General features: G+C 67.1%; 28 protein-coding genes. 16 read left to right on the plus strand and 12 right to left on the minus strand.

The genetic code is table 11. From position 1 onward, the window contains the following. The first annotated feature begins 34 nt into the window (after nucleotides 1-34). From ArtHe_RS10715 to ArtHe_RS10735, 5 genes are all read left to right on the plus strand, one after another. Nucleotides 35-1,525 (plus strand): PspC domain-containing protein, encoded by a 1,491-nt coding sequence (locus ArtHe_RS10715; protein WP_248316757.1) that lies wholly within the window; start codon nucleotides 35-37, stop codon nucleotides 1,523-1,525. After that, a complete protein-coding gene (locus ArtHe_RS10720; RefSeq protein WP_248316758.1) occupies nucleotides 1,525-1,824 on the plus strand; it encodes a hypothetical protein in 300 nt (99 codons plus the stop codon). The genes ArtHe_RS10715 and ArtHe_RS10720 overlap by 1 nt, the downstream gene beginning before the upstream one ends. A gap of 88 nt (nucleotides 1,825-1,912) precedes the next feature. Beyond that, entirely contained in the window at nucleotides 1,913-2,152 is a 240-nt protein-coding gene (locus ArtHe_RS10725) for a PspC domain-containing protein (protein WP_066297009.1), read from the plus strand. Between the two features lie 131 nt (nucleotides 2,153-2,283). Continuing rightward, on the plus strand, nucleotides 2,284-3,312 hold the full coding sequence (locus tag ArtHe_RS10730) for a 6-phosphofructokinase (RefSeq protein WP_066296049.1): 1,029 nt from the start codon (nucleotides 2,284-2,286) through the stop codon (nucleotides 3,310-3,312). Nucleotides 3,313-3,376: 64 nt separating this feature from the next. Then, nucleotides 3,377-4,093, plus strand: coding sequence for a GNAT family N-acetyltransferase (locus tag ArtHe_RS10735; protein ID WP_248316759.1), 717 nt, complete (start codon nucleotides 3,377-3,379; stop codon nucleotides 4,091-4,093). A gap of 62 nt (nucleotides 4,094-4,155) precedes the next feature. On the opposite strand, the gene ArtHe_RS10740 is transcribed toward ArtHe_RS10735, so the two are convergent. The 4 genes from ArtHe_RS10740 to ArtHe_RS10755 form a co-directional block, all read right to left on the minus strand. Next, nucleotides 4,156-4,572 (minus strand): ankyrin repeat domain-containing protein, encoded by a 417-nt coding sequence (locus ArtHe_RS10740; RefSeq protein ID WP_248316760.1) that lies wholly within the window; start codon nucleotides 4,570-4,572, stop codon nucleotides 4,156-4,158. Then, a complete protein-coding gene (locus tag ArtHe_RS10745; RefSeq protein ID WP_248316761.1) occupies nucleotides 4,572-5,675 on the minus strand; it encodes a glycine cleavage T C-terminal barrel domain-containing protein in 1,104 nt (367 codons plus the stop codon). Before ArtHe_RS10745 ends, ArtHe_RS10740 begins: the two co-directional genes overlap by 1 nt. 79 nt (nucleotides 5,676-5,754) lie before the next feature. After that, a complete protein-coding gene (locus ArtHe_RS10750) occupies nucleotides 5,755-6,354 on the minus strand; it encodes an FABP family protein (protein ID WP_066296061.1) in 600 nt (199 codons plus the stop codon). Between the two features lie 231 nt (nucleotides 6,355-6,585). Further along, nucleotides 6,586-7,338, minus strand: coding sequence for a hypothetical protein (locus ArtHe_RS10755; protein WP_248316762.1), 753 nt, complete (start codon nucleotides 7,336-7,338; stop codon nucleotides 6,586-6,588). A gap of 135 nt (nucleotides 7,339-7,473) precedes the next feature. Between ArtHe_RS10755 and ArtHe_RS10760 the strand changes: the two genes are divergently transcribed. From ArtHe_RS10760 to asd, 10 genes are all read left to right on the plus strand, one after another. Next, nucleotides 7,474-8,184: a response regulator transcription factor gene (locus ArtHe_RS10760; RefSeq protein WP_066296063.1), complete on the plus strand. Its 711-nt coding sequence runs from the start codon at nucleotides 7,474-7,476 to the stop codon at nucleotides 8,182-8,184. Nucleotides 8,185-8,226: 42 nt separating this feature from the next. Then, the gene (gene mshD / locus ArtHe_RS10765) at nucleotides 8,227-9,201 is read left to right on the plus strand and encodes a mycothiol synthase (protein ID WP_248316763.1); all 975 of its coding nucleotides are present in this window, start codon (nucleotides 8,227-8,229) and stop codon (nucleotides 9,199-9,201) included. A gap of 96 nt (nucleotides 9,202-9,297) precedes the next feature. Continuing rightward, nucleotides 9,298-11,523: an RNA degradosome polyphosphate kinase gene (locus tag ArtHe_RS10770; protein WP_248316764.1), complete on the plus strand. Its 2,226-nt coding sequence runs from the start codon at nucleotides 9,298-9,300 to the stop codon at nucleotides 11,521-11,523. Between the two features lie 107 nt (nucleotides 11,524-11,630). Next, nucleotides 11,631-12,593, plus strand: coding sequence for an NUDIX hydrolase (locus tag ArtHe_RS10775; RefSeq protein WP_248319756.1), 963 nt, complete (start codon nucleotides 11,631-11,633; stop codon nucleotides 12,591-12,593). Nucleotides 12,594-12,698: 105 nt separating this feature from the next. Continuing rightward, the gene (locus ArtHe_RS10780) at nucleotides 12,699-13,223 is read left to right on the plus strand and encodes a ferritin (protein WP_248316765.1); all 525 of its coding nucleotides are present in this window, start codon (nucleotides 12,699-12,701) and stop codon (nucleotides 13,221-13,223) included. An 80-nt stretch (nucleotides 13,224-13,303) separates the two neighbouring features. Then, nucleotides 13,304-15,067, plus strand: coding sequence for a hypothetical protein (locus ArtHe_RS10785; RefSeq protein WP_248316766.1), 1,764 nt, complete (start codon nucleotides 13,304-13,306; stop codon nucleotides 15,065-15,067). Continuing rightward, complete coding sequence (locus ArtHe_RS10790) at nucleotides 15,064-15,486, plus strand: GntR family transcriptional regulator (RefSeq protein ID WP_248316767.1); 423 nt, start codon at nucleotides 15,064-15,066, stop codon at nucleotides 15,484-15,486. Before ArtHe_RS10785 ends, ArtHe_RS10790 begins: the two co-directional genes overlap by 4 nt. Then, entirely contained in the window at nucleotides 15,483-16,289 is an 807-nt protein-coding gene (locus ArtHe_RS10795; RefSeq protein WP_248316768.1) for a thymidylate synthase, read from the plus strand. Before ArtHe_RS10790 ends, ArtHe_RS10795 begins: the two co-directional genes overlap by 4 nt. 13 nt (nucleotides 16,290-16,302) lie before the next feature. Continuing rightward, nucleotides 16,303-16,980 carry a dihydrofolate reductase gene (locus ArtHe_RS10800; RefSeq protein WP_248316769.1) on the plus strand — a complete coding sequence of 226 codons (678 nt, stop codon included), beginning with the start codon at nucleotides 16,303-16,305 and terminating at the stop codon, nucleotides 16,978-16,980. Between the two features lie 10 nt (nucleotides 16,981-16,990). Then, nucleotides 16,991-18,136, plus strand: coding sequence for an aspartate-semialdehyde dehydrogenase (asd, locus tag ArtHe_RS10805; RefSeq protein ID WP_248316770.1), 1,146 nt, complete (start codon nucleotides 16,991-16,993; stop codon nucleotides 18,134-18,136). Between the two features lie 73 nt (nucleotides 18,137-18,209). Here asd and ArtHe_RS10810 read toward each other — a convergent pair whose 3' ends face one another. The 8 genes from ArtHe_RS10810 to ArtHe_RS10845 form a co-directional block, all read right to left on the minus strand. Next, a complete protein-coding gene (locus ArtHe_RS10810) occupies nucleotides 18,210-19,451 on the minus strand; it encodes an MFS transporter (protein WP_248316771.1) in 1,242 nt (413 codons plus the stop codon). 27 nt (nucleotides 19,452-19,478) lie between these two features. Further along, nucleotides 19,479-19,964: a MarR family transcriptional regulator gene (locus tag ArtHe_RS10815; protein ID WP_248316772.1), complete on the minus strand. Its 486-nt coding sequence runs from the start codon at nucleotides 19,962-19,964 to the stop codon at nucleotides 19,479-19,481. 117 nt (nucleotides 19,965-20,081) lie between these two features. Further along, nucleotides 20,082-21,155 (minus strand): UDP-N-acetylmuramate dehydrogenase, encoded by a 1,074-nt coding sequence (locus tag ArtHe_RS10820; protein ID WP_248319757.1) that lies wholly within the window; start codon nucleotides 21,153-21,155, stop codon nucleotides 20,082-20,084. Nucleotides 21,156-21,160: 5 nt separating this feature from the next. Further along, complete coding sequence (locus ArtHe_RS10825) at nucleotides 21,161-21,592, minus strand: MaoC family dehydratase (RefSeq protein ID WP_248316773.1); 432 nt, start codon at nucleotides 21,590-21,592, stop codon at nucleotides 21,161-21,163. A gap of 2 nt (nucleotides 21,593-21,594) precedes the next feature. Next, nucleotides 21,595-22,044 (minus strand): MaoC family dehydratase N-terminal domain-containing protein, encoded by a 450-nt coding sequence (locus ArtHe_RS10830; RefSeq protein ID WP_066296095.1) that lies wholly within the window; start codon nucleotides 22,042-22,044, stop codon nucleotides 21,595-21,597. Further along, on the minus strand, nucleotides 22,041-22,271 hold the full coding sequence (locus tag ArtHe_RS10835; protein WP_066296098.1) for a hypothetical protein: 231 nt from the start codon (nucleotides 22,269-22,271) through the stop codon (nucleotides 22,041-22,043). The genes ArtHe_RS10830 and ArtHe_RS10835 overlap by 4 nt, the downstream gene beginning before the upstream one ends. A 76-nt stretch (nucleotides 22,272-22,347) precedes the next feature. Beyond that, a complete protein-coding gene (locus tag ArtHe_RS10840; RefSeq protein ID WP_248316774.1) occupies nucleotides 22,348-23,259 on the minus strand; it encodes a DUF2797 domain-containing protein in 912 nt (303 codons plus the stop codon). A gap of 97 nt (nucleotides 23,260-23,356) precedes the next feature. Further along, entirely contained in the window at nucleotides 23,357-24,550 is a 1,194-nt protein-coding gene (locus ArtHe_RS10845) for an acyl-CoA dehydrogenase family protein (RefSeq protein WP_248316775.1), read from the minus strand. A gap of 81 nt (nucleotides 24,551-24,631) precedes the next feature. Here ArtHe_RS10845 and ArtHe_RS10850 point away from each other — a divergent pair, with 81 nt between their 5' ends. Then, complete coding sequence (locus tag ArtHe_RS10850) at nucleotides 24,632-26,146, plus strand: PucR family transcriptional regulator (RefSeq protein WP_248316776.1); 1,515 nt, start codon at nucleotides 24,632-24,634, stop codon at nucleotides 26,144-26,146. Nucleotide 26,147 lies beyond the last annotated feature (1 nt).

The raw sequence follows: 26,147 nt of genomic DNA on the forward strand, positions 1-26,147 counted from the left end.
TGCGCCGGGGCGTCCCGGACGGAAGACTGGAAGCATGAACTCGCATCCATCCGAGCCCGGAGACGGGCAGCCCGCCACAACGGGATCCACGCAGCATCTGCCACCACAGGAGCCCCAGGGCCAGGTTCCCTTCCGCCGCAGCTCCGGGGACAACTCATTCTTCACCTGGCTCCGCCAGCTGGGAATCCAGCGCTCACCACAGCGCTGGATCGGCGGCGTTGCCGGCGGAATCGCCCAGCGCACCGGCCTTGACCCGACACTGGTCCGCGGACTGGTTATCCTGCTCTCACTCTTCGGTGTGGGCGTTGTCTTTTACGGCGTGGCCTGGGCACTGCTGCCCGAGCCCGACGGCCGGATCCACCTCGAGGAGGCGATCCGCGGCACCTGGAGCTCCGGAATGACCGGTGCCCTGACGTTCACCATCCTCGGCTTCGGGGCCCCGGGAGTCTCCTTCTGGGCCGAGGACGGATGGCTTGGCGGAATCTTCTGGGGACTGTTTTGGATCGCCGCCATCATCCTGTGCATCTACTGGGTGACCACCCGCAGCCACGCAAAATCAGCCGGTCCGGCCGCGCATCAGCAGCCACACCAAGGGCCGCAGCCGGGAGCGTATCCGGCCGGCAACCGGCCCGGAGAAAACGGCCGTCCCGGAGAAAGTCCAGCCGGTTTCGACGGGAATGCCCCAGATACCCCGGGCCCGCGCACCAGCGCGTTTCCGGCCGCCGGGTATCCCGGCCCGGATGCCCCGACGATGCCGCTGCCAGCCCCGGGCGGTGCCCACGAGTACAGCCGAACCCCGGGAGCACCCGAGCGCGGATTCGGCGGAGCCTACGTACAGTTCCCGCCGCCCGCTCCGAAAGCCGTGAAACCTTCTACCTCCGCTCCCGCATCCTGGGCTGCGCTTATCTGTGGGACGGCCCTGCTTGCCGCAGGCGTCCTGCTCGCCCTGGATTACGCCGGGATCTACGATTTCCGCTCCCCTGCGGCCGTGGCACTGGCCGGAGCCGCAGTGGTGCTGGGCCTTGGCATCGTCGGCCTCGGTGCGGCGGGCCGGTCCTCAGGAATCGCGGGCGGCCTCGCCGTCGTGTCCCTGATCGCGGCAGTGCTGTTCGGCGGAAACTACGCCTACCGCAACGTGGCCGTCGCCAATGACGTCAACTGGAACGCCGGCCAGTCCGGCACGGCCCGGGAGGGCTACTCCATGGCGGCCGCCGGCGGGAACCTTGACCTCCGAGGTCTGGCCGACGACGTGAAAGACGGGGATGTCCGGGTGCCGGTGAGCATCGCAGCGGGAGACCTGGTGATCCTGGTTCCGGACGATGTCCGGGTTTCGATCGAGGCGGATATGGCCATGGGCAACATCGACCTGGACCGCAGCGGGACAATCACGTCAACCGGAGGTCTTTGGGCCGGCAGGCAGCTCCCGGACCTGAACCCGGATGCCACCGGCAACCGGATGATCATCCAGATCAAGGGTGTCGCCAGCAACGTCCTGGTGACCACAGATGAAAGCAGCCTCGACTGATGAGTGAATTCAGGAATGAACCCCGCAACCACGACGCCGCATCCTCCGGCACCTTTTCGGCATCGCCGTCAGACGAGGTCTACGTCCCCGAGCCGGAGACCGAACACCGCCCGCTGCGGGTGGGCACCATCGTCTGGGGCCTGGTTCTCGCAGCCCTGGGCGGACTGATCCTGGCCGTCCAGCTCACCGAAATCCGGCTCGATGCAGGCATGGTCCTGCTCGGCGTACTCATCGGAGCGGGTGCCGCGCTGGTGATCGGCGGGCTAATCTCCGTCCTGGGCCGGAGCCGGAACCCCTGACCGCGAGCCGCTGCCGGCGCGCGCCACCGCTGAACCGCCCCCGCTGTATGGAAAACACCACTGAATGGAAAGCAGGCAGAAAAACTCCATGGAAAAGTTCTACAACGCACTGCGCTCATCACCGATCAAACGTGCACGCGGCGGCTGGATCGCCGGGATCTGCGCCGGAATCGCCCAGAAGTTCGGCTGGGATGTGTCACTGGTCCGGATTGCCGTGCTGCTGAGCTTCCTGCTCCCGTTCATCGGCATCGGCACCTATCTGGTTGCCTGGCTGCTGTTGCCCACCACGGACGGAAAAATCGTCCTGGAACGGCTCATCGGCGGCTGAGGCGCTGCCGGGGCAGGGAAGATTCCGCTGCCCCGGCGCTCCGTGCCCGCCGCGGGTGCCAGCATGGCGCCCGCTCGTGACTAGAATCGTAGGAGGCCGCCGCTCACCTACCAGATCCAGGGGTCACGCTAATGAAGATCGGCATTCTCACCAGCGGGGGCGACTGCCCCGGGCTCAATGCGGTGATCCGCGGAGCGGTGCTCAACGGCATCAAGACGCATGACGTGGAGTTCGTAGGATTCCTTGACGGCTGGCGGGGTGTGGTTGACGGGGACATCATCGACCTGCCCCGTACCCGGGTCCGCGGTATTTCCAAGCAGGGCGGCACCATCCTTGGCACGTCCCGCACCAACCCGTTCGAAGGTCCGAACGGCGGGCCGGAGAAAATCAAGGCCACGCTGGACCGGCTGGGCATCGACGCCGTCATCGCCATCGGCGGCGAAGGCACCCTGGCAGCCGCGCAGCGGCTGACCGACGCGGGACTGCACATCGTGGGTGTGCCCAAGACGGTGGATAACGACCTCGACGCAACTGACTTCACCTTCGGATTCGATACTGCCGTGCAGATCGCCACCGAGGCCATCGACCGGCTCCGCACCACGGGCGAATCCCATCACCGGTGCATGGTGGCCGAAGTAATGGGCCGCCACGTCGGCTGGATCGCCCTCCACTCCGGCATGGCAGCCGGAGCCCACGCCATCCTCATCCCGGAAAAGCCAGTCAGCCTGGACCAGATCGCGCAGTGGGTCAATGAGGCCAGGGACCGTGGCCGCGCCCCCCTGGTGGTCGTCGCCGAAGGCTTCGTCACCACGGATATGGAAGCTCCGCATTCCGAACGCGGACTGGATGCCTTCGGACGGCCGCGGCTCGGCGGGATCGGTGAACTGCTCGCCCCGGAAATCGAGGCGCGGACCGGCATCGAAACGCGGGCCACTGTCCTGGGCCATATCCAGCGCGGCGGTGTTCCCACCGCGTTCGACCGGGTGCTTGCCACCCGGCTGGGAATGGCAGCCGTGGATTCCGTGGTGGAGGGCCTGTGGGGCACCATGGTCTCGCTTCATGGCACCGACATTGTCCGGGTCGGATTCGAAAAGGCGCTGGGCAACCTCAAGACCGTTCCGGAACGCCGCTACGAAGAGGCCGCCATTCTTTTCGGTTAGGCGGCCTAACAAATGGCCCCAGCGGCTTGCGCTGCCCTCCTCCACCCCGTGTAGGTTGAAGCTCATGCAGCTAGACACGAGCACGATTTCCATAATCCAGCTGGCCTGGTCCCGCAGGCTCGGTCTTGACGATGACGCGCTGGCAGCCGCGGACAGCGATGAGCGCATCTACGATGTCCACGAGGAAGCCAGCGAGGTCTCCTTCGTCAGGCTCTTCGGGCGCGAGGTCTTCTCGGGTCCCGCCTGGGCGGCTGCGCAGGTCAGGTCCAAAAGTGCCGCCGAACTCAGCAGCGGCGCGGCGCTGATGCGGCTCTCTGCGGACCACGGCGGCCGCGGGACTGGCACCGAGCATCTGTTCTACGCGGATTTCTATCCCGAGGTGCCCGCCAGCGAACTGGCCATTGCCGAAGACCGCCGTTACGCCGAAACCCTGGAACGCCTCTGCCCGCCGGACGACGTCCTGGAAGCAAAGCTCAGCGCCCGTGAGGCCCTGTTCCTGCTGATGGACGACGCCAACCCCGAAGTTCCGGCTCCCCTCGCGGGAGCGGGCTACAGCATCAAGGACGGCATCCTCGCGGATATGGGTGCCCTCACTGCCCCCGGCCACCGCATGCGCGGCCTGGGCAGCTACATCAGCGCCATAGCGGTGGAAGACGCCATGGCCGCGGGTTTGATTCCCCAGTGGCGGGCCCCGTTCAACAATGTCGGAGCCTCCCGCACCGCAGCCGGTGCGGGATTCGTTGCGGCGGGAATCCGGGCCTCCGTGGCCCTTCCGGCCTGAGCTGGGTCAGCGGCCTGAGCGGGCCCTGCCGGTTTGAGCTAAGTCAGCGGGGTAACCGGGCGCTAGGCCAGGATGTCCAGCAGCTCCGTGCGCTGAAAGTAAGCTGCGGCCGCCCGGGCTGAGGGATTTCCGGCGTCGGGGTCTGCTCCCGCTGCCGCCAGCACACGGACCACGTCCGCGTAGCCCTTGAACACCGCACCGGCCAGCGGTGACTGACCGCGGTCATTGAGGGTATTAACCTCCGCACCAAGCTCAATAAGCAGCGCCGTGGCTGCGGAATGGCCGTGATAGGCCGCGAGCATCAGCAGCGAATCCCCGGCAGCGTTGGTGAGCGTGGCGGGTACGCCGGCGCTGACATAGGTCCGGAGCGTTTCCGTGTCACCGGCGCGGGCGGCGTCAAAGAGCCGTTCCGCCAGCGCCAGCGTCTCCTGGTCGGCTTCGGACTGTGCGTCCGGGGAAGCGTCGGGAAATTCAGTCATCAGTTATTCCTTTCCGTCCGCGGCGCCCGCAGGAAGCCGGTCTGCCGGCCCACTGCCTGCCCTGCGCCGGGGGACACAATCAGTTCCTGTGCCGCGGCGTACAGTTCACCGCCGTCGTCCACCACCAGGTCCGCGGAGGGGTCCACGGAGCGCTTGACCAGGGCCAGGGCCACCGCGCCCATCTCATAGTGCTGCGCTACGGAGGTCACGCGCCCCACCTCCCGTTCGCCAAACAGGATCCGGCTGCCGGCCTCCGGCAGGGTGTGCTGGGAGCCGTCCAGCTGCAGGAACACCAGCCGGCGGGGCGGGCGGCCCAGGTTATGGACCCGCGCGATTGTCTCCTGCCCCTTGTAGCAGCCCTTGTCCAGGTGCACGGCGGTACGGATCAGGTCCAGCTCATGCGGAATCGCTTTGTCGTCGGTTTCCGCGCCGAGCCGGGGCCGCCAGGCGGCAATGCGAAGGGCTTCGGCCGCCATGGACCCGGCGAGGGTCCGGCCGGAGTCCGCCACGGCCTGCTCAAGGCCGGAACGCGGAATGAGGTACTCGTGCCAGGGCCGTTCGAGTCCGGGGTGGTCTGCTGATTCAGCTTCCGTGTAGGCGTAGCCTCCGGGCGAGACCCTCGGCCACGGATCCGTCCACACCAAATAGTCTGTCCAGGCCGGAACCTGGGTCACCGAACCGGCGGCCGCCCACTCTTCGCTGACATCCTGGACTTCGACACGGAGGGTGAACTTCATGCTGTTCAGCCAGGCCGCCAGGGCGGGTGCATCGTTCCCCTCGACGATCAGCCACGTGCGTTCACCGTCGTCCAGGACCCGGGCGTCGTGCTCGATCCGGCCCTGCACGCTCAGGAGCAGCAGCTCGGTGCTTTCCCCCGGGGCCAGGGACAGGAGCTTCTGCGAAGACAGGGTATTCAGCCAGCTCAGCCGGTCGGGACCGGAGACGGTAACAACACCCCGGCTGGAGAGGTCGGTGACAGCTTCTCCCCTGGCCAGCGCCCGCTGCTCCCGCAGCGGGTCGCCGTAATGGGCAGCGGTACCGGAATCGAGGCCGCCGGCTTCAACGGCTCCGGCGCGGGCAAGCAAGGGGCTTTTGGGGCTCATGTTAAGTGCAACGTCCTTGGCGTGGAGGAGTATTCCGGCCGCGGCACTCCGCCCGTCCCGGGGCGGGCAACCGGGCCGGCTAAGACTGCTTTTTCAGGATGGCTGAAGCATGTGCTTCCAGGGCTTTGCCCTCGGCAGCTACATCCCACCGCCAGTACAGGTCACCGTTGACCAGGCCGTAAATGCGGGTCGCGGCGGTGTATTCCTTGGAGTTGACGCCGCGCATAACCAGGTCGGTGGTCAGCTGGATCTGCGGGCCCTTGATCTGCCCGTAGTACAGCTCGGCAATACCGCCGGGGTGCACGATGGTTGCCGTGATGTCGAAACCGCCGGCGTCGTTGCGCAGGGCTTCGACTTCATCGGCGCTGCGCAGGGCAGGCACAATGTCGGCGGGAATCAGGCCCGGCCCGCCGTCGGCGTCGTTCAGGGGACGGTCCAATGCCCAGAAACCGGTTTCCACGGCAAGCGGGCGCAGGACGGTACCTTCCTCGTCCGTCAACCAGCTTTCCGCCGTGTACTGCAGGTACGGCAGGCCGTTCTGCGTAAACGTGACCCGCTGCGTGAAGTGCTCGGAGCCGGCTTCACCTTCACCGAGCCGGCCGGAGCCTTCCCAGACTCCAAGGAGCCAGGACAGCGGAACCAGTCCGGGTGTCAGATCTGTGGGGATCTCCATTGGCATGGCAGGGGCCCTTCCCTTGGATTACGGGGTAATACGGGGTGGGAGGCTACTTCTGGCCTTTGTACAGGCGCGCCACTACGAGGCCTGCGAAGCCAGCCATTGCCAGGCCGGTGATACCCAGGAGGACGATGAAAAAGATTTCGAGAGCTACAAGCGACATGCCTACATCCTAACCCGCTCACCGGATGCTTTGTCTCCTGTGACGGCCGGGGACGGTACCTCCCGCCCCGCCTAGGGGATGAGCAGGCGGCCGACGAAGTAGACGGCCGTGCCAAGCGCGAGGACCGGGGCGAGTCCTGCCGAGAGGACGCCGAGCAGCCCGGGTGCCTCATCCCGGGTCAGTGCCAGCCGGCGGACAGCTGCGATCACTCCGGCACAGACGGCGCCGATGACTGCCCCGGCGGCAACCGGCAGCCCGGGAACCAGCGCTGCGGCCGCTCCGCCCGCAACTGCCCCGGCGACGACGGCGAAGGGCGCAGTGATGCGGTCCGGCAGCGGAATCAGGCAAACCAGGATGGCACTGAGAATGGCTGCGCCACTGGCGGTGATCAGTCCGTAGGATCCTTCCGGAGCAGGCAGCCGGTCCGCCGCCACCCAGCCGGAAGCCATCCCGGAGATCAGGGCGCCGCCAATAACTCCGATGGTCGATTCCAGCCGGTGGGCCTGGCCGGTGCCGCGCAGCAGCTGGATCAGGAAGACAGATCCGACTCCGACGGCGGTGAAAGCCGGCAGCCAGGTCAGCATGGAGGTGGCCGGGGCCAGGTAGGCGGCTGCGACACTGCCGGCGCCAACAATGGCCAGGACGCCACCCTGGGTCTTGCGGGCGGGCACGCCCAGCAGGTAGGGCCAGCCGAATCCCGCGAGCGCCGCGGCGGCTCCCGTAACTATGGCCGTCGCCTCGACTGAAAGGTACGAAGCCACCACGATGCCGATCAGGACAACTGCCGCCGGCACCGCAATGCTCCAAAGTTTCACCCTAGCCATACTGCCTTATTACGCGGCACGGATAAAAGCTACGGCCTGCGGGCGGATCGGTGGATATACTTTCACCACTCTTCGGCCGCTGAGGACCGGATGGATAACGTGCCCGACGATGTGCGCCCAACTTTCGGAGGACCTATGCCGCACATTCTGCTTCTCACCAACAGCTCCGGGGCGTCTGTTGAAATCCTGCCCGCGCTGGAATTGCTGAACCACAAGGTCCATGTGGTCCCCGCGGAACCGACCGCCCTGCTGGATATTGAACCCTGCGACGTTGTGCTGGTGGATGCCCGCAAAGACCTGATCGGCGCGCGTTCCCTCACCCAGCTGCTCAAGGCCACCGGACTGGATACCCCCCTGATCCTGGTCCTCACCGAGGGCGGCATGGCAGCGGTGGCCGCGAACTGGCTCGCGGACGACGTCGTCCTGGACAGTGCCGGGCCGGCGGAACTCGAAGCCCGCCTCCGGCTGGCCGTCTCCCGCACCCAGGCGGCGTCCGGGGCGGCCAGCACCGAAATCCATGCTTCGGGTGTGGTGATTGATGAGGCCAGCTACACGGCCCGGGTCAGCGGCACCGCACTGAACCTCACCTACAAGGAATTTGAACTCCTCAAGTACCTGGCCCAGCACCCCGGACGGGTCTTTACCCGGGACCAGCTGCTCCACGAGGTCTGGGGATACGACTACTACGGGGGCACACGAACGGTGGACGTCCATGTGAGGCGCCTCCGGGCGAAGCTGGGACCGGACCATGAGAACCTCATCGGGACCGTGCGCAACGTGGGATACCGCTTCACCCGCACCCGCACTCCGGAGGACCAGCCGGCCGCCGCGCGGCACGAGAGCTGACGCGTCTCCCCTCCCGCGCCCTTGGGCGGTTAGGCTTCTTCAATGAGCGAGAACCCCCTGACCAGATGGCCTATCCTCACTACCCGCGGTGCCCCGGACGAGGCGGCTCTCCGCGGAATCCGGGAATTGGCCGCAGCGGCCGCCGAAGCCGACGGGAATCCTCCCCTGTCGGAGCAGACCCTCGTTGACCTGCGCTCCCCGGACGCCGATCCGGACCTGCTGCGGGTGTACTCGACCCTGGCCCTGGATGAGCACTCCGATCCTTCCACCGCCCAGTACCTGGCCGGCGTCGCCGTGCTGAACTCCCCGCCGGGCGATCCGGAAGCCGGAGTGCTGGAACTGGTGGTCCATCCGAACTACCGGAACCAGGGTGTCGGCACCGCGCTGGCGCAGGCTGTGCAGGCGGATACCGGCAGGGGCGTCAAAGCCTGGTCACACGGGAACCATGAGGCCGCCGTCGAGCTGGCCGCCCGCTTCGGCTACCGCCCGGTCCGGGAACTGTGGCGGATGCGCCTCTCCCACGACGCCCTGGAAAAGGAGCTGCCGGCACCCGCACTGCCGGATGGCGTGGTGCTGCGGCCGTTCGAGCCCGGCCGCGATGAAACGGCGTGGCTGCAGGCCAACGCCGCCGCTTTCGCCCACCATCCTGAGCAGGGGGCGATGACCCGGGCCGACCTTGCGGCCCGCATGGCAGAGGACTGGTTCGATCCTGCGGGATTTCTGCTGGCAGTCCGCGAGTCCGACGGGGAGCTGCTCGGTTTCCACTGGACAAAGGTCCATCCCCGCAGCGGCAGCCACCCTGCCATGGGCGAGGTCTACGTGGTGGGCGTGACCCCTCAGGCACAGGGCAGCGGACTGGGCAAGGCCCTGACCCTGGCCGGAATCGAGCACCTTCGGCAGGCGGGCCTGCGCGCGGTGATGCTCTACGTTGACGCGGACAATGCTCCCGCCGTCGCACTGTACCGCCGGCTCGGTTTTGTCCGCTGGGACGTGGACGTCATGTACGCGGCCGAATAGCCGTCCGCGGCTTGTAGTGTTGAGAATGACGGCCGCCCAGGCACTCCGGTTCCCGGGAGCCGAAGCAGCCAGCCAGAACTGCCAGGGAGAAATACTATGGATTCCGAGACCGTAGCCAGCACGCGGTTGTCCTTCGGTTCTGCCGAAGCGATGCCCGCACCGCGGGCCACGCAGGACCGCATCGACATTCCGGATTTCGGTCCCGCCCTGCTGCCGAGCGGCGACATCACCCCGGACCGTTTCCTGGACCGGGAGATCAGCTGGCTGCATTTCAACGCCCGGGTGCTGGAACTGGCCGAGGATCCGGAGCTCTACCTGCTGGAACGCGTCAGTTTCCTCTCGATCTTCGCCTCCAACCTCGATGAGTTCTTTATGGTCCGGGTGGCCGGCCTGAAGCGCCGCATCGCCACCGGCCTGGCCGTTCCCTCCGCAGCGGGACTCAGCCCCATTGAACAGCTGGAGGAGATCACCCAGGCCGGCTACCGGCTGCAGCAGCGGCACGCAGAGGTTTTTGCGCGGCAGATCCGCCCGGCGCTGGCGGAGGAGAACATCCACCTGGTCAGCTGGAAGGAACTCGACGACGCTTCGAAGGCCCAGCTGCACCGGCAGTTCGCGGCGAAGGTCTTCCCGATCCTCACGCCCCTCGCCGTGGATCCGGCGCATCCTTTCCCGTACATCTCCGGCCTGTCGCTGAACCTTGCCGTAGTGGTCCGCAACCCGGTCAGCGGCAAGGACTTCTTCGCCCGGGTCAAGGTGCCGGACCAGCTGCCGCGGCTGATTTCCGTGGACGGTCCCCGTGCCGGAACCGTTGCGGGACGCACCGCCAGGTTCATCCCGCTGGAAGACATGATCGCCGAGCACCTGGACCAGCTTTTCCCCGGTATGGACGTGGTGGAGCATTACACCTTCCGCGTGACCCGCAACGAGGACCTCGAAGTTGAAGAGGACGACGCCGAGAACCTGCTCCAGGCGCTGGAGAAGGAACTGCTGCGCCGCCGGTTCGGGCCGCCGGTCCGGCTGGAAGTCACTCCGGACATCAACCCTGGCGTCCGGGAACTGCTGGTGCGCGAACTCGGTGTCGAAGAGGACGAGGTGTACACCCTGCCGGCACCGCTGGACCTGCGCGGCCTCAGCCCGATCAGCCGAATCGACCGGCCGGACCTCCACTACCCCAAGCAGGTTCCGCACACCTCGCTGCACCTGAAGGAATCCGAGACCTCCAAGCCCGCCGATGTCTTCGCCGCCATGCGGCGCCGCGACATCCTGCTGCACCACCCCTACGATTCCTTCTCCACCTCCGTCCAGGCGTTCCTGGAGCAGGCGGCTGCTGATCCCCGGGTGCAGGCGATTAAGCAGACCCTGTACCGGACCTCCGGTGACTCCCCCATTGTTGATGCACTGATCGACGCCGCGGAGTCCGGCAAGCAGGTCCTGGCACTGGTGGAAATCAAGGCCCGCTTCGACGAACAGGCGAACATCTCCTGGGCGCGGAAACTGGAGCAGGCCGGGGTGCACGTGGTGTACGGCATCGTCGGGCTCAAGACGCACTGCAAGCTCTCCCTGGTGGTCCGCCAGGAAGTGGACGGCCTGCGCCGCTACTGCCATATCGGTACCGGCAACTACCACCCCCGCACTGCCCGCTACTACGAGGACCTGGGCCTGCTCACCGCGAACGAAAAGGTGGGTGAAGACCTCACCAAGCTCTTCAACCAGCTCTCCGGCTACGCCCCCAAGTCCACGTTCAAACGCCTCCTGGTGGCCCCGCGGTCCGTCCGATCGGGACTGATCGACCGGATTGAACGGGAAATCGCCAATAAGAAGGCCGGCCTTCCCGGCCGGGTGATCATCAAGGTCAACTCCATGGTCGATGAGGCAATCATCGACTCCCTGTACCGCGCTTCCCAGGCCGGTGTCCAGGTTGACGTGATCGTCCGCGGTATCTGTTCGGTCCGCCCGGGGGTTCCGGGATTGAGCGAGAACATCACGGTCCGTTCCATCCTGGGCCGCTTCCTCGAACACTCCCGTGTGTTCGCCTTCGCCAACGGCGGGGACCCGGTGGTTTTCATCGGCTCCGCGGACATGATGCACCGGAACCTCGACCGCCGCGTCGAGGCGCTGGTGCAGCTGGGTTCACCGGACGACATCACCAACCTGATCGAGCTCATGGACCGTTATCTGGACCCCGGGACCGCCAGCTGGCACCTGGATGCGGACGGCATCTGGACCCGGCACCATAAGGACGCCAACGGGAACCTGTTGGAGGACGTGCAGTCCTGGCTGCTCGCTTCCCGCTCGCGCCAGCGCGCGCTGGTGCGCCGTTGATACAGGGTTCCACGGGCTCCGCGCCCGCATCGGATGGACCGGGACCGGCCGCCTCGGCGCTCTCCCTCCCGGAGGACGGCCGGGATGCCCCGGAGGAGACGGCTGCCCTGCTGCTGGGTGAGACGCCCTACGCCCTGGATCTGTCCGGCGAGCCGAAGGTCGTGGCCGCCGGAGCTATCTGCTGGCGGGTGCAGGCCGACCAGCTGGAGGTTTTGATGATCCACCGGCCGCGTTATGACGACTGGTCCTGGCCGAAGGGGAAGCTCGACGCCGGCGAAACAGTTCCTGAGTGCGCCGTGCGGGAGGTGCGGGAAGAAATCGGGCTCCACATCAGGCTGGGCATCCCGCTCCCCCAGACCCGGTATCCCGTGGCATCCGGCCTCAAAGCCGTGCACTACTGGGCCGCCCACGTTGAGTCGGCTAAACCGCGGCCCGACGGCAAGGAGGTCGACGGTGTACGCTGGTGCGCCCCCGAGGAAGCTGCCGGGCTGCTGACCAACCCCACCGACCGGCTGCCGCTGGAGGCCTTGGTGGCAGCGCACGAGGCCGGTGACCTGGCCACCTGGCCGCTGATCGTCGTCCGGCATGCGAAAGCCAAGCCCCGGTCCTCCTGGGCCCGGGCCGAGGGCGAACGTCCGCTCGCAGCCACCGGCCAGCGCCAGGCCAAGGCCGTGGCCCGCCTGCTGGTGGCCTGGAGCCCGGACCGGGTGGCCACAAGCCCCTGGCTCCGCTGCGTCCAGACCATGGGCCCCTACGTAAATGCGCGCAAACCGAAGTTTAAGACAGTGGACGCGCTGACCGAGCACAGCGCCAAACGCAAGCCCGGGAAGGCCCGCGCCGCCGTCGATAGTCTGTTTGAGAAAGCCAAGCCGGTGGCGCTGTGCACCCACCGGCCGGTCCTGCCCCTGGTCTTCGAGGTCCTGTCAGCGCACATGGCGGACGCCATGTCAGCCCAGCTTCCGGACAAGGATCCGTATCTGGTTCCAGGCGAGGCCGTGATCTGCCATGTCAGCCGGCGCAATCCGCGGCGGATCGTCTCACTGGAGCGGTACCGGCCCTTCGATGACTAGGGCTGCGGCGGCTGGGGAAAACCCACGGGAGTGCTTAGCCTAGCCTTGGCGAGCTAAGCCTATCCGTCCTTTTCTGCGCAGGTCAGCACGCATATTGTTAGCGTCATGAGCAAATTCACTGAACTCCTTGAAGCCCAGATCGGTAACGAATTCAATGCCTCGCAGCAGTACGTGGCCATGGCCGTGTACTTCGACGGCGAGGACCTCCCGCAGCTGGCCCGCCACTTCTACGCGCAGTCAGTGGAAGAGCGTAATCACGCGATGATGCTGGTCCAGTACATGCTGGACCGGGACCTGCCCGTCCGGATCCCCGGGATTGAGCCGGTCAAGAACGATTTCGCCGATGTGGTGGAGCCGATTTCCCTGGCCCTGGCCCAGGAAAAGCAGGTGACCTCCCAGATCGAGGCGCTGTTTGCGGCGGCCCGCGCGGAAGGTGACGCCCTCGGCGAGCAGTTTATGCTGTGGTTCCTCAAGGAGCAGGTGGAGGAAGTCGCCTCGATGAGCACGCTGCTTGCCGTGGCCCGCCGGGCGGACAACCTGTTCGACCTGGAGAACTTCATGGCCCGCGAGCGCGTGGGCGACGGCGGCGACGACGCAGGTGCCCCCGAGGCCGCCGGCGGCGCCCTCTAAGGGTTGCCCTCAAACCCTTGACCCCCGGAGTTATGTATCAAATACTCGGTACATTCGATTCATAGCTCCGGGGGATCCTTATGGCAGCGGTAGTCCTATCCACACTCGGCACCCTGCTGTTCTGGGCGGTTGTCCTCACCTTGATGGTGCTGTCCGTCCGGCCCAAGCCGGGAACGGACGCCCGGACCGTCACTGAGGCCGCGCAAAGGTATGCCCGCCGGATCGGGATCGTTGCCCTGGCAACGGCTATGTGGCTCCCCGGTGTCCTGCGGCCCGCGCTCGTGGAAGCGAGCGGGGACCTGTGGTGGAACGGCCACTTCAGCATCCCCGCCGCGCTCCTGCAGCTGGGGCCGCCCACAGTCTTCGCACTCGCAGTCCTCGCCGTCGGTGAACTGACCTGGCCGCGGCCGCGTGGCGCTGTCCGCACCGCCGTCCTCCGGCACCGCAGCCTAAGCACGCTCGTGCCAGGGTATATGGCCTGCGTTGCCCTGATCTTCCTGGTCCTGGATCTGCTGGTCCTCGGGACCGTGCTTCAACGCGATCCCTTCTCGCCACCAGCCATGGCACTGCTGTTCGGATGGCTGCCGTGGCTCCTGCTGACCGCCGGAGCCACGGCGGGAATCCTCAAACTCATCTCCGTGCGGCCCATGGTTCCAGGCACCACCGTGGAAGCGGACGCCGCACTGCGCCGGGCCTCGGCTCACCGGGTCCTGCGGGTAGCCGCCGCCCTCCTGATGTCGTTGAACACGTCCGGCGCCATCTTCCTCTCCAACTACCCCACACCGCCTGGGCTGAGCCAGACGGGGGATGTCCTGCGGATTATCAGTCTGCCCCTCTTCTACGCCGGCCTGTTTGCCCTGCTGAAGCGCGCACCGCGGGTGCCGCTGCCCGAGGCTCCGGAGGACGAGCCGCTGGGGCAGGCCGAAGCTCCCCCGCGGTCGCCGCTGGCGGTCAGGTCCCTTGCGGCGAGCCTGCGCCTCACCCTCGCCGGTCCCATCGCCGCCGCCGCAGCCGGATCGGTCATATTCGCCCTGACCTGGCAGGACCGGGCCGGTGCGCTGCTGGCCGTGGCAGGCGGCGCGGTGGTGTTCCTGGTTATGTCATTCGTCACGGATCGCTGGATTGCCCGGCACACGGTGCGCCTCTGCAGCGGGAACACCGGGAACACCGGGAGCATCGGCGAGCTGGACCCGGAGGACCTGAATTTCCTCCGACCGCCCCGCTGGCTGGGGTGGACCGCCACCGGTGCCGCCGCCGTCGTCCTGCTGATCCAGCTGGGCTCGGCGCTGATTGGGCCGTCGGTTGACCCGGCAGCCCGCGCCTATGCCGTGGCTGCTGCCGCAAGCGCTTACGGCCCGCAAGGGACGAATCCCCCGGGCCTAACCATTGACACCGTTGACATTGACCCGTTCTTTGACTGGCGCTTCGCCCTTTCCGCAGCCGTCCTGGTACTGCTGCTGCCCGTGTTGACGGATTTCCTCTCCCGCCGGGTCCTGGAGCGTCCCGCTTTCCCAGCCGCAGACCGCACCGTGGACCTGCGCCTGCGCCGCGTGGCGCTCTTCCGGATCGCCCGGACCACAGCGGCTGCCAGTGTTGCGGCCGTGGGGGTCTCCATCTTCAACCTCTCGCTGCACAGCGCCTGGGCACACAGCTCCTGGAACGGCATCGAACTCGAACCGCCGCTGACCTGGCTGGCACCGCTGGTCCAGCAGGCAGGCGCGGGGGCCTGGCTGTGGCTGCTGGCCGCGCTGGTCATTGCGCTGCGGCAGTTCGGCCCGTCCCACTTTCCGGACCTGCCGGGGTACGCCGACCGTGAGGACGTTCCTCCGGCCCCACAGCCATGAGTGCCCGCATCAGTGTGGATCTGGAGTCTCCGGTTCCTCCGTATGAGCAGATCCGCGGTCAGGTCAGCGCGCTGGCTGCTTCCGGCGTCCTCTCGCCCGGCGACCGGCTGCCCACCATCCGGATGCTGGCCGCGGACCTCGGCGTCGCCCCGGGCACCGTGGCCAGGGCCTACAAGGAGCTCGAAGCCGAAGGCACCGTCACCGCCATGCGCAGGCGCGGCACGGTCATCGCCCCGCGGCCGCTGGAAACACGGTCCGTGCAGGCCACGCCGCCGGAGCTCACCGCCGCCGTCGAGAACCTCCTCACACTCGCCCGCCGGCACGGCATCAGCGGCCCCGCGCTGCTTCAGCTGCTGGGGACGGCATTGCGCTCTGCGCCCGGGGACCATCAACGCACGCCCACTACACTGGAGCAGTGACCACCATTCCCACACCGTACGAAGACCTGCTCCGCGACGTCCTGGCGAACGGGACCCAAAAGTCCGACCGCACCGGCACCGGCACCCGCAGCGTTTTCGGCCGGCAGATGCGCTTCGACCTCAGCACGTCCTTTCCGCTGATCACCACCAAACGGGTGCACTTCAAGTCCGTGGCGCTGGAACTGCTGTGGTTCCTGCGCGGGGATTCGAATGTCCGCTGGCTGCAGGAACGCGGCGTCAGCATCTGGAACGAGTGGGCGGACGACGACGGCGAGCTGGGCCCGGTCTACGGTGTCCAGTGGCGCTCCTGGCCCACTCCGGACGGCGGGCAGATCGACCAGATCGAGAAGCTCATTGACGGGCTGAAGGCGAACCCCGATTCACGCCGGCACATCGTCACCGCCTGGAATCCGGCAGAAGTGGAGAACATGGCCCTGCCGCCGTGCCACGCGATGTTCCAGTTCTATGTCGCGGACGGAAAACTCTCCTGCCAGCTCTACCAGCGCTCCGCGGACACGTTCCTGGGCGTCCCCTTCAACATTGCTTCCTACGCCCTGCTGACCCTGATGGTGGCGCAGCAGGTGGGCCTGGAGCCCGGTGAGTTTGTCTGGACCGGCGGCGATGTCCACATCTACGACAACCACATGGACCAGGTCACCGAACAGCTGTCCCGCGAGCCGTTCCCGTATCCTCAGCTGCGGCTGCGGCGGAAGCCGGCCAGCATCTTCGACTATGAGCTTGAGGACTTCGAGGTCCTGGATTACCAGCACCACCCCGGTATCAAAGCACCTATCGCCGTGTGAAAGGGCATTCGCCTTGAATGAGAAGAACAAGTCCGCTGCTTCCACCCGCTACTACCCTGCCGGCGATCCGGGGAAGCCTGGACTGGAGCTCGATGAAGCCCTGGCTGCCCGCGGGTTCGGCACAACGGGCGTGCCGCTGGTCGGGATGATCTGGGCTCAGACGGGCGACGGCGTGATCGGCAAGGACGGCGGGATGCCCTGGCACCTGCCGGAGGACCTGGCCCATTTCAAGGCCAGCACCCAGGGACATCCGGTGATCATGGGCCGGCGCACCTGGGAATCCTTCCCGGAGGCTTACCGGCCGCTGCCCGGCCGCACCAACATCGTGATCTCCTCCCGCCCGGGACTGGCAGCCGAGCTCGGCCCCCAGGGCGCCGTCGTCGTCCCCTCCCTGGAAGCCGCCCTGGAAGCTGCTGAGGGCAGCGAAGGCAGCAGCCAGATCTGGATCGTGGGCGGGTCCCAGCTGTACGCCGCAGCTGAACCGCTGGCTGATGTTGCAATCGTCACGGTGATCAACACGGAGACCGAGGGGGACAGCTACGCTCCCCGGCTGGGACCGGACTGGACCTTTACCGCCGTCAGCCCTGCCCAGGACTGGTATACCTCCGCCAACGGGCTGCAGTACCGTATTGCCCTGTGGACCCGGAACCGCGGCGTAACCGATCAGGACAGCGGCCAGCCACTGGCCTAGACTGATTCCCATGACATCAGCAGCTACCTCTGTTCCCACCGCGGGCTTCGTCGGCTGGCGGGGCATGGTCGGTTCCGTCCTTATGCAGCGCATGCAGGATGAAGGCGATTTCGACCTGATCAACCCCGTCTTCTTCTCCACCTCGAACGCGGGCGGCCAGGCACCGGCCTTCGCCCAGGGTGCCGGCACCCTGGAAGACGCGTACGACATTGAGACTTTGGCCAAGCTGCCGATTATCGTCACCACCCAGGGCGGCGACTACACCGCCGAGGTCTACCCCAAGCTGCGCGACGCCGGCTGGGACGGCCTGTGGATCGATGCCGCCTCCACGCTGCGCATGGATGACAGTGCGATCATCGTGCTGGATCCGGTCAACCGCGACGTCATCGACGCCGGGCTGGCCCGGGGCGTAAAGAACTTCGTGGGCGGCAACTGCACCGTGTCCTGCATGCTCATGGGCCTGGGCGGGCTGTTCCGCAACGGGCTCGTTGAGTGGGGCACCTCCATGACCTACCAGGCAGCCTCCGGCGGCGGCGCCCGCCATATGCGTGAACTGCTGAACCAGTTCGGCACCCTGAACTCCGCCGTCGCGGCCAACCTGGCCGATCCGGCGTCGGCCATCCTGGAAATCGACCGCGCGGTCCTGGCCCAGCAGAAGGATCCGTCCATGGATGCTTCCCAGTTTGGGGTTCCGCTGGCCGGTTCCGTCATCCCCTGGATCGATGCTGACCTGGGCAACGGGCAGTCTAAGGAGGAGTGGAAGGGCGGAGCGGAGACCAACAAGATCCTCGGCCGCCACACCGCTGAAGCTGCCAGGATTCCGTTCGACGGTCTCTGCGTCCGCATCGGTGCCATGCGCTCCCACTCCCAGGCCCTGACCCTGAAGCTCACCGAAGACCTTTCCATCGGCGAGATTGAGCGGATCATCGACGCCGACAACGAGTGGGCGAAGGTGGTTCCTAACACCAAGGAAGCCACCATGGCGGAGCTGACCCCGGTAGCGGTCACCGGCACGCTGGACATTCCCGTGGGACGGATCCGCAAGCTGGAAATGGGTCCGCAGTACATCAGCGCCTTCACCGTCGGCGACCAGCTTCTCTGGGGCGCGGCCGAGCCGCTGCGCCGGATGCTGCGCATCGCGACCGGAAACCTGTAGCCTCACAAAACGCGGAAAGCGGCCGTTTGGAATTCCAAACGGCCGCTTTTTTGCTGTTCCGGGGAGCCGGGCGTCAGTCTGCGCCGACGGCGGCAGCTTCCTCCGGCACGGTGTGCGGATCCGGGTCGCCGCCCTCCTGGCGGAGCAGCAGCAGCCCCGCCGCTAAGGCACAGCAGATGGCACCCACCCAGAACGGGGCCCGCAGGCCCAGCCACCCGGCCACGTGACCCACCAGCACGGCGGAAACTGCTCCGCCGAACCAGCGCAGGAAGTTGTAGCCGGCGCTGTTGACGGCGCGCGGGGCCGTTCCCGAACTCATGGCGGTACCGGTGAAGAGGGTGTTCAGGATGCCGGAGAAGATACCGGACACGATGATCCCGATGACCACAACGGTCTTGTTGCCGACGGCCATGGCGAGCAGGACCAGGGCGTAAATCAGCACGGCGAGGACGGCTCCTCCGCGTTCGCCGAACCACCGGGCCACCTTGGGGGCAAGCACCACGCCGGAGACTGCCACGCACAGGCCCCAGCCGAAGAAGACGAAGCCCACGTAGAAGGCGCCTTCCTCCAGGACGAAGGGTGCCCAGGCGATGATGGCGAAGAACGCCGCCGTGTAGAAGGCCGATCCCAGGGAGGTCAGGAGCAGGTTGCGGTTGCGCAGGGCCAGGAGCGGGTCGATGAGCCGGATCCGCTGACGCTGGGCCTTTCCCTTGTCCTTGGCCAGCATGGTGGCGCAGAGGATGACGCCAACAGCCATCAGCACGGCGGTGCCGGCGAACGGACCGCGCCAGGAGATGGTGCCCAGTGCGGCGCCCAGGAGCGGCCCGACGGCGAGTCCGACGCCGAGGGCGGCCTCATACAGCAGGATGGCACCGGCCTGGCCGCCGGCCGCTGCGCCGACGATAACCGAGAGGGCCGTGGCGATGAAGAAGGCGTTACCCAGTCCCCAGAGGGCGCGGAGCCACACCAGTGACTCGATGCTGTTCACCAGGGCGCAGGCTCCGGCGGCCAGCACAATCAGCACCAGACCGGTGATGAGCGTCCGTTTGGCTCCGAACCGGTAGGACATCACCCCGGTCAGCAGCATGGCCACCACCTGGACACCCAGGTAGGAGCCGAAGAGCAGCGTGGTTTCTGTGGGCGACGCTCCCAGTTCCTCCGTGATGGTGTTGAGGATGGGATCAACCAGTCCGATGCCCATAAAAGCGATCACGGCGGCAAAGGCAGTAACCCAAACCGTTTTCGGCTGCCCCCGCAGCGCATCCGTAAGCCGCGGATGTGCCGGATGGGGTTCAGTGGCTGCGGCTTTGCTCATGTGTTTGTTTGCCTTTCCGGTTGCGTATTAGTTCTCTTCGTTCTCCGCAGGCACGGCTCCGGGCCCGTCCTCTGCGGGCCCCGGCCCCAGTGCCAGCAGGCGCCCAATGGCCGGAACCGCACCCTCCAGCAGCCTGCGGTCTGCCTCGGGCAGGCGCTCGAGCAGCAAGGCAAAGGCCTGGTTCCGCCGGGTCACCAGCTCCTGCACCTGTTTCCGGCCCTTCTCGGTCAGATCAATGACGACCGCCCTGCGGTCCCCAGGGTCCGCCCGGCGCTCGACCAGCTCCAGTTTGACCAGGCCGTTGACCACCGACGTGGCCGACGGGAGCTGAACGCCTTCCAGCGCTGCCAGCTCACCCATCCGCAGGGGGCCACGGTCCACCAGAGTGGTCATGGTGGAGGACTGCGACGCCGTCAGGTCCCACCCCGGAAGACGCCGGCGGCTCAGATGGTAGAGCCGGGGCAGCATCGGGCGCAGCTGCCGGGATAGTTCGAGGGATTCATCGAAGCTCATGGTTAGAAAGTCTAACTATTCAAGAGCCGAAGTTTAAATCAGTGCGGAGTCCATGCCCCCTGCGGCAGCAAAAAAGCGGCCGCCCGGAGATCCGGACGGCCGCTTACGGCAGGTGGTTTACAGGGAGCAGTTGATCAGCAGCGGCTCCGGCTGCAGCCGGATACCAAACGCCAGTTCGACGCCGTCGGCCACCGCACGGGCGATCGCCAGCAGGTCCTGTGCCGACGCATCGCCGCGGTTGGTCACGGCGAGGGTGTGCTTAGCGGACAGGGAAGCGCGGCCGCCGGCGATCCCACTCCCCGGGTTTCCGGGCAGTCCGAAGCCTTTGCCGAAGCCCGCATGCTCGATCAGCCAGGCGGCACTGAGTTTGACCATGCCCGGTTCGGCTACCGGGTAGCGCGGCGCCTCGGCGGGAAGCCTGTCCGCGTCTGGAGCCGGAAGGATGGGGTTGGTGAAGAAGGAACCGGTGCTGTGGGTATCGGGGTCAGCAGGGTTCAGGACCATGCCCTTGCCGGCTCGCAGCCTGAGCACTTCGCGGCGGACATCGGTGGCGTCGGCGCTGTCTCCAACTTCCACACCGAGCGCCCGGGCCAGCTCGGCGTAGCGGATCGGTGCACTGGCTGTGCCTTGGGTGAGGGAGAACTCCACGCTCAGCACAACATAGCGGGGAGAACCGTTGACGGTGGTGCGCTTCAGGAGGGAATCGCGGTAACCGAATTCCAGTTCCGCGGCGCCGAAGCGGCGCAGCTGCCGGGTTTCGCGGTCCCAGGTCTGCACGGAGACGATGCTGTGTGAAACGTCGGCTCCGTAGGCACCCACGTTCTGCACCGGCGTCGCTCCGGCCAGGCCCGGGATGCCGGAGAGGGCTTCCAGCCCGGAATACCCCTCGGCCACGGTGTGGGCGACGAGCTCATCCCAGGGTTGGCCGGCCTGGGCTTCGACGACTGCGGTGCCGCCCTTGCCGTTGCGGATGGTTACTCCGCGGTTCCCGACATGCACTACTGCACCGTCAAAGCCGGTGTCGGAAATCAGCAGGTTGGATCCTCCACCCACCAGCAGAAGCGGTTCGGACGCCTCGTCCGCCGCCCGGACCATGCCGATGAGCTCATCCGGCGTTTCGGCCAACAGGTAGCGCCGCGCGGGTCCGCCCACGCGGGATGTAGTCAGTGATGCCAGCTGCATCGAGGTCAGTGCGCTCACCAGATCCGGACGACCGCCTGCGCCTTAACCAAAACCTTCTGGCCGTTGAAGGTGACAGTCAGGTCCACCCGCGCGGTGGAGTTGTCGACGTCGAGCGCCCCGATGGTGCCGGTAACGTTCACAACCGCACCGGGAGCATCGTCGAGGTCCTCGACGAGCACCGGCCGGGTGAAGCGGGTCTGGTAGTCCAGCACGGCCCCGGGATCGCCGATCCAGTCGGTGACCAGCTGGACAGCAGCGCCCATGGTGAACATACCGTGCGCGATCACGCCGGGCAGTTCCACCGACCGGGCAAACCGTTCGTTCCAGTGGATCGGGTTGAAGTCGCCGGAGGCACCGGCGTAGCGGACCAGGTCCGCCCGGCTGATCTCCAGCGTGGTGCTGCCGATTTCCTGGCCGGCTGCCAATTCACTGAGTGCAATGGACATGGTTACTGGCCCTCTCCCCGGACGAGGATGGATGAAACAGTGGTGGCGACCCTTTCGCCTTCCAGCGTGGAGATTTCCGCACGGGTGCTGATCAGGGCGCCGTCGCCCATGGCACGCACGGAGTCGACGTGAAGTTCAGCCACCAGTTCGTCGCCGGCCACAATGGGCCGGTGGTGGGTGAACCGCTGGTCGGCATGGACCACGCGGGAGAAATCGATCCGGGCCTCGGGATCGTTGATCAGCTGGGCGTCGGCCTGCTGGGCCACGATGATCGCGAACGTCGGAGGGGCGACCAGGTCCGCATAACCGAGCTTCTCCGCGGCGGCGGTCTCGAAGTGCGCCGGATGGGTCGCTTTCACCGCACGGGCGAACTCGCGGATTTTCTCCCGCCCCACCTGGTAAGGCTCCCCCGCCGGGTAGCTGCGGCCCTGCAGGTCGGGGTTGATGCTCATTTGTTTCCCTTCATCCGGCGTTTGGCGTCGCGGGCACGCACCACCATACCGCTGAGGTGCGCGCTCATGCCCACCACGATCACCGGCAGCGCAAGGTACATAATGATCTGCTGGTTGGTCACCGCCCCGAGGAGGACCATCAGGATTCCGGCGCCCGTCACGGAGAGCGCAATGACGACCAGACGGCGGTACAGCGGAGATCCGGTTTCCCAAGGGGTGTTAAGCATGGTTTCAGAATACAGTCGGGGCCCCGGCGTTACCGAAACCGTGTGGCCGGCGCCGCACCGAAGCAGCCGGGCCGGTTTAGAAGAGCGATTCCTGCAGGGCAGGCAGCGCAGTGCGGAACCGGCCCAGTTCCAGCCGCTGCCCCTTGAGCTGGGTGAGGTCCGCCAGGAATCGGAGCTCCGCGCTGTCCGTCGACACCAGCGCGGTGCTGCCCAGCAGGCCGTGGATCAGCAGGCCGTGCTCACCGGAAGCCAGCGGCAGCGGATAGATTCCCGCGCCGCCGTGGCCCAGCACCGCATCAAAGGCTGCCGGGCGGGGCCAGGAATCCTTGACCACCTGGAAGCCTTCGGGGTCCAGAGTGAAGAGCAGCGCCCGGGCGGCATCCGCGTGGGCGGTGTTGATGTCCGTGATGGATTCTGCCGGAAGCGGAGCTGCCAGCGACGCACATTTTGCCCCGGACCGTACGGCCTGGGTGAGGCCGAGGCCGGAGGACACCGTGTCCTCCAGGATCCGCACCCGCAGCCCATCCGCGGCCCGGGCCACGTACTGAGCCACAACGGCGCCCTGCTCCGTCAGGCGCAGCACCCTCCGCTGGTCTGCTGCGGTTCCCACCTTGGTGGTGCCGTCAGCAAAGGTGGCGATATAAAGCCACTGCGGCCGGGAAAGATAGCTCCGCAGCCCGGCCGGCAGGGGCCCGCCGCGGTGGCTGTTGTGCACCAGCCGGCCCTCATCGCGGGCAAAGCAGCTCCCGCACTGGTAGCCGCGTTCAGCCGGGGCCTGTGCCGGGCAGGGAGGGGACCCGCGGCCGGTTTCCCGCACCAGGTCATAGCCCAGGCAGTACCGCGGTGACCCGGGCTGGATCCGGAAACGCAGTTCGGTGCCGGGGTCGAGCCGAAACAGATGCGTGCTGCCGCCGGGTGTCTGCAGCCTGAGCGCCGCACCTCCGTCATCCCAGGCCGTGCCGGCGCACAGGCAGCGAAGGTCACTCATCAAAGCGGACGGTCATTCGTGCACGGCCTCCGGGCGCGGAAAGGGGTGGGGCAACATTTCACGGTACCCCACCCGCTGCCGCCGGTTGCCGCAGGGATCAGCGGAACGCGGGAAGACCGGTGAGCCGCTGCCCCAGGATCAGGGTGTGCACTTCATCGGTCCCTTCGTAGGTGCGGACCGACTCCAGGTTGTTCGCGTGGCGCAGCGGCGAGTAGTCCAGGGTGATGCCGTTGCCGCCGAGGATCGTCCGGGCCTCCCGTGCGATGGCGATGGCCTCACGGACGTTGTTGAGCTTGCCGACGGAAATCTGGTGGTTCTGCAGGTTTCCGGCGTCCTTGAGCCGGCCCAGGTGCAGGGCGAGCAGGAATCCCTTGTTGATTTCCAGGGCCATGTCCACGAGTTTCTGCTGGGTGAGCTGGTAGCCCGCCAGGGGTTTGTCGAACTGCAGCCGGTCCTTGGAGTAGGCGAGGGCGGCCTCGAAGGAGTCCCGGGCCGCTCCCATGGCGCCCCAGATGATGCCGTAGCGGGCTTCGTTGAGGCAGGAGAACGGACCGCGCAGGCCCTGCGCGTCAGGGAGCAGCGCGTCGGCCGGGAGGCGCACGTCAGTGAGTTCGATCTCGCACTGGATGCTGGCCCGCATGGAGAGCTTCGGCTCGATCGGTGTGGCGGAGAACCCCCTGCTTCCGGTGGGAACCACAAAGCCGCGGATGCCGCCGTCGGTCTGCGCCCAGATCACGGCCACGTCAGCCACATTGGCCAGGCCGATCCAGCGCTTGGTTCCGTTCAGCACCCAGTCTTCACCGTCCCGCCGCGCGAAGGTCTTCATGGCGGACGGATCGGAACCGGCCGTGGGTTCGGTCAGGCCGAAACAGCCAATCAGCTCGCCCTTTGCCATGCCGGGCAGCCACTGGGACTTCTGCTCCTTGGAACCCCATTTGGCGATGGCACTCATGGCCAGGGACCCCTGCACCGAAACAAACGTCCGCAGCCCGGAATCGCCTGCCTCAAGTTCGGCACCGGCAATGCCGTACTCCACCGCTGTGCGCCCGGCGCAGCCGTAGCCCTGCAGGTGCATCCCCAGCAGGCCAAGCCTGCCCAGCTCCGGGACGATCTCCAGCGGGAAGTGCGCTGCCTCGAACCAGCCGGCAATATTCGGCCGGATCGCTTCGTCCACGAAGGTCCGCACCGTGGATCGCAGGGCCAGCTCCTCACCGCTGAGCAGGGAGTCGAAGTCAATCAGGTCAGCAGGTTCCAGGGTTTCCCCCGTGGCAGCAGATGCAGTTTGGGTCATGAGCCCACGCTACGGTCGCCGGCGACATGCGTCATTGAGCATTCCGGCCACGTTAGCCGCCGATGACGGATGATTTGTCCTATGGTTTCACTCACTGAGCTCAGCATGGCCCTCGGATCCAGCCTGGTGCCCGTGAGCCGCCGGACCCTCCCGTCCCGTCAGCTCACCGGCGTCCATGTGTCCGAGCTGGAGGATCCCACGCCGTATCTGGAGGGCGGGGAGCTCCTGCTGACCACGGGTATGCCGCTCGGCGGTTCCCCCTCCGCCGCAGCCGGCTATGTGGCCCGGCTCCGGGCGAAGGGTATCCACGCCCTGGGGATCGGACTCGGCCCCTGGCTGGAGCAGGTTCCCGCGCAGCTGGCCGAGGCCTGCGACGAGGCCGGGATCCATCTGTTGACGGTGCCCGACGGCGTGCCCTTCCAGCAGGTCTCCCGCGCTTTCTGGGGTCTGTCAGCCCGCAGCGGGCAGGCCGACCTGCTCGGCAGCCTCGGCACCCAGACCGCCCTCGCACAGGCGACGATGCGGCCGGACGGAACCTCCGCCGTCGTCCGCGGACTGGCGCAGGCACTGGGCGGCTGGGCCGCGTTCCTCCCGGCGGACCAGGGACCGGCCCGGTACTGGCCGGAAAGCACCGGACCCCTCCTCCCCCTGCTGCGGACCGAAACCGTCCGGCTGAACCGGGCCGGCACGCATTCTGCCGCCACCTTCGAAATCCACGGGCAGGCCGTTGTGGAGTATCCGATTCCGGTGAGCGGGCGCACCGGAAGGCTCCACGGCTTCCTCGCGGTTGGACCGGGGCGGAAGCTCACTGCGGCGGACCGCCAGGTCATTATGACCGTCTGCACGCTCCTGGCACTGAAGGCCAGGCAGCGGGAAGCCGCCTCCGGCACCACCTCGGCGCTGGCTTCAGCCGCGGCCAAGCTGCTGCTGCACGGGCACCCGGAAGCAGCCCGGCTCCTCACCGAGGAAGTTGGGCTGGCCGAGCTTCCGCAGCGGGTGCGGGTACTGGCGCTTCCGGCCGACGGCGCCGATGCCCCGGAGCTGGTTCGGCGTGCCCGGGCGCTGGTCCCCGAGGGCGGAGTGCAGCCGCTCCCCCGGGCTCTGGCGGCCTGCTCCCTCCGGTACGAACGCGAGGGGGTCCTCTACGTCCTGCTACCGCACGACGGGTTGCCTGCGGAAGCTGACGCGGGACCGGAAACCGCTGTCATCGCGGCAGAGACCGCGGTTCCCGGGCTGGGCGGCGTCGTCAGTGAACCGGTTTCCCTGGGTGAGGTGGCGGGCCTGGTTCCGGGGCTGCGCCGCGCGCTGGGTCAGGTTCCCCCGGGTGTGCTGGCCGGCACCGGCAATCCTCACCACGCCGCGGCGCAGGCCTGGGTGCAGAAACTGGCGCAGTATCCGCGGGCTGATCTGGTCGGCACCGTCGCCGAGTACCTCCGGCACCGGGGACACTGGGAAAACACCTCCCGTGCCCTGGGCGTGCACCGCAACTCGCTGCGGCACCGTATCGGGATCGCTGTTTCCCTGCTGGGTGTGGATCTGGATGATCCGGATGTCTCCGCGCCGCTGTGGCTGGAGCTGCGCCAGTACGAGCGGTAGC

Origin of the sequence: Arthrobacter sp. Helios (genome assembly GCF_023167125.1) — a bacterium.
GTDB classification, from domain to species: Bacteria; Actinomycetota; Actinomycetes; order Actinomycetales; family Micrococcaceae; genus Arthrobacter_B; species Arthrobacter_B luteolus.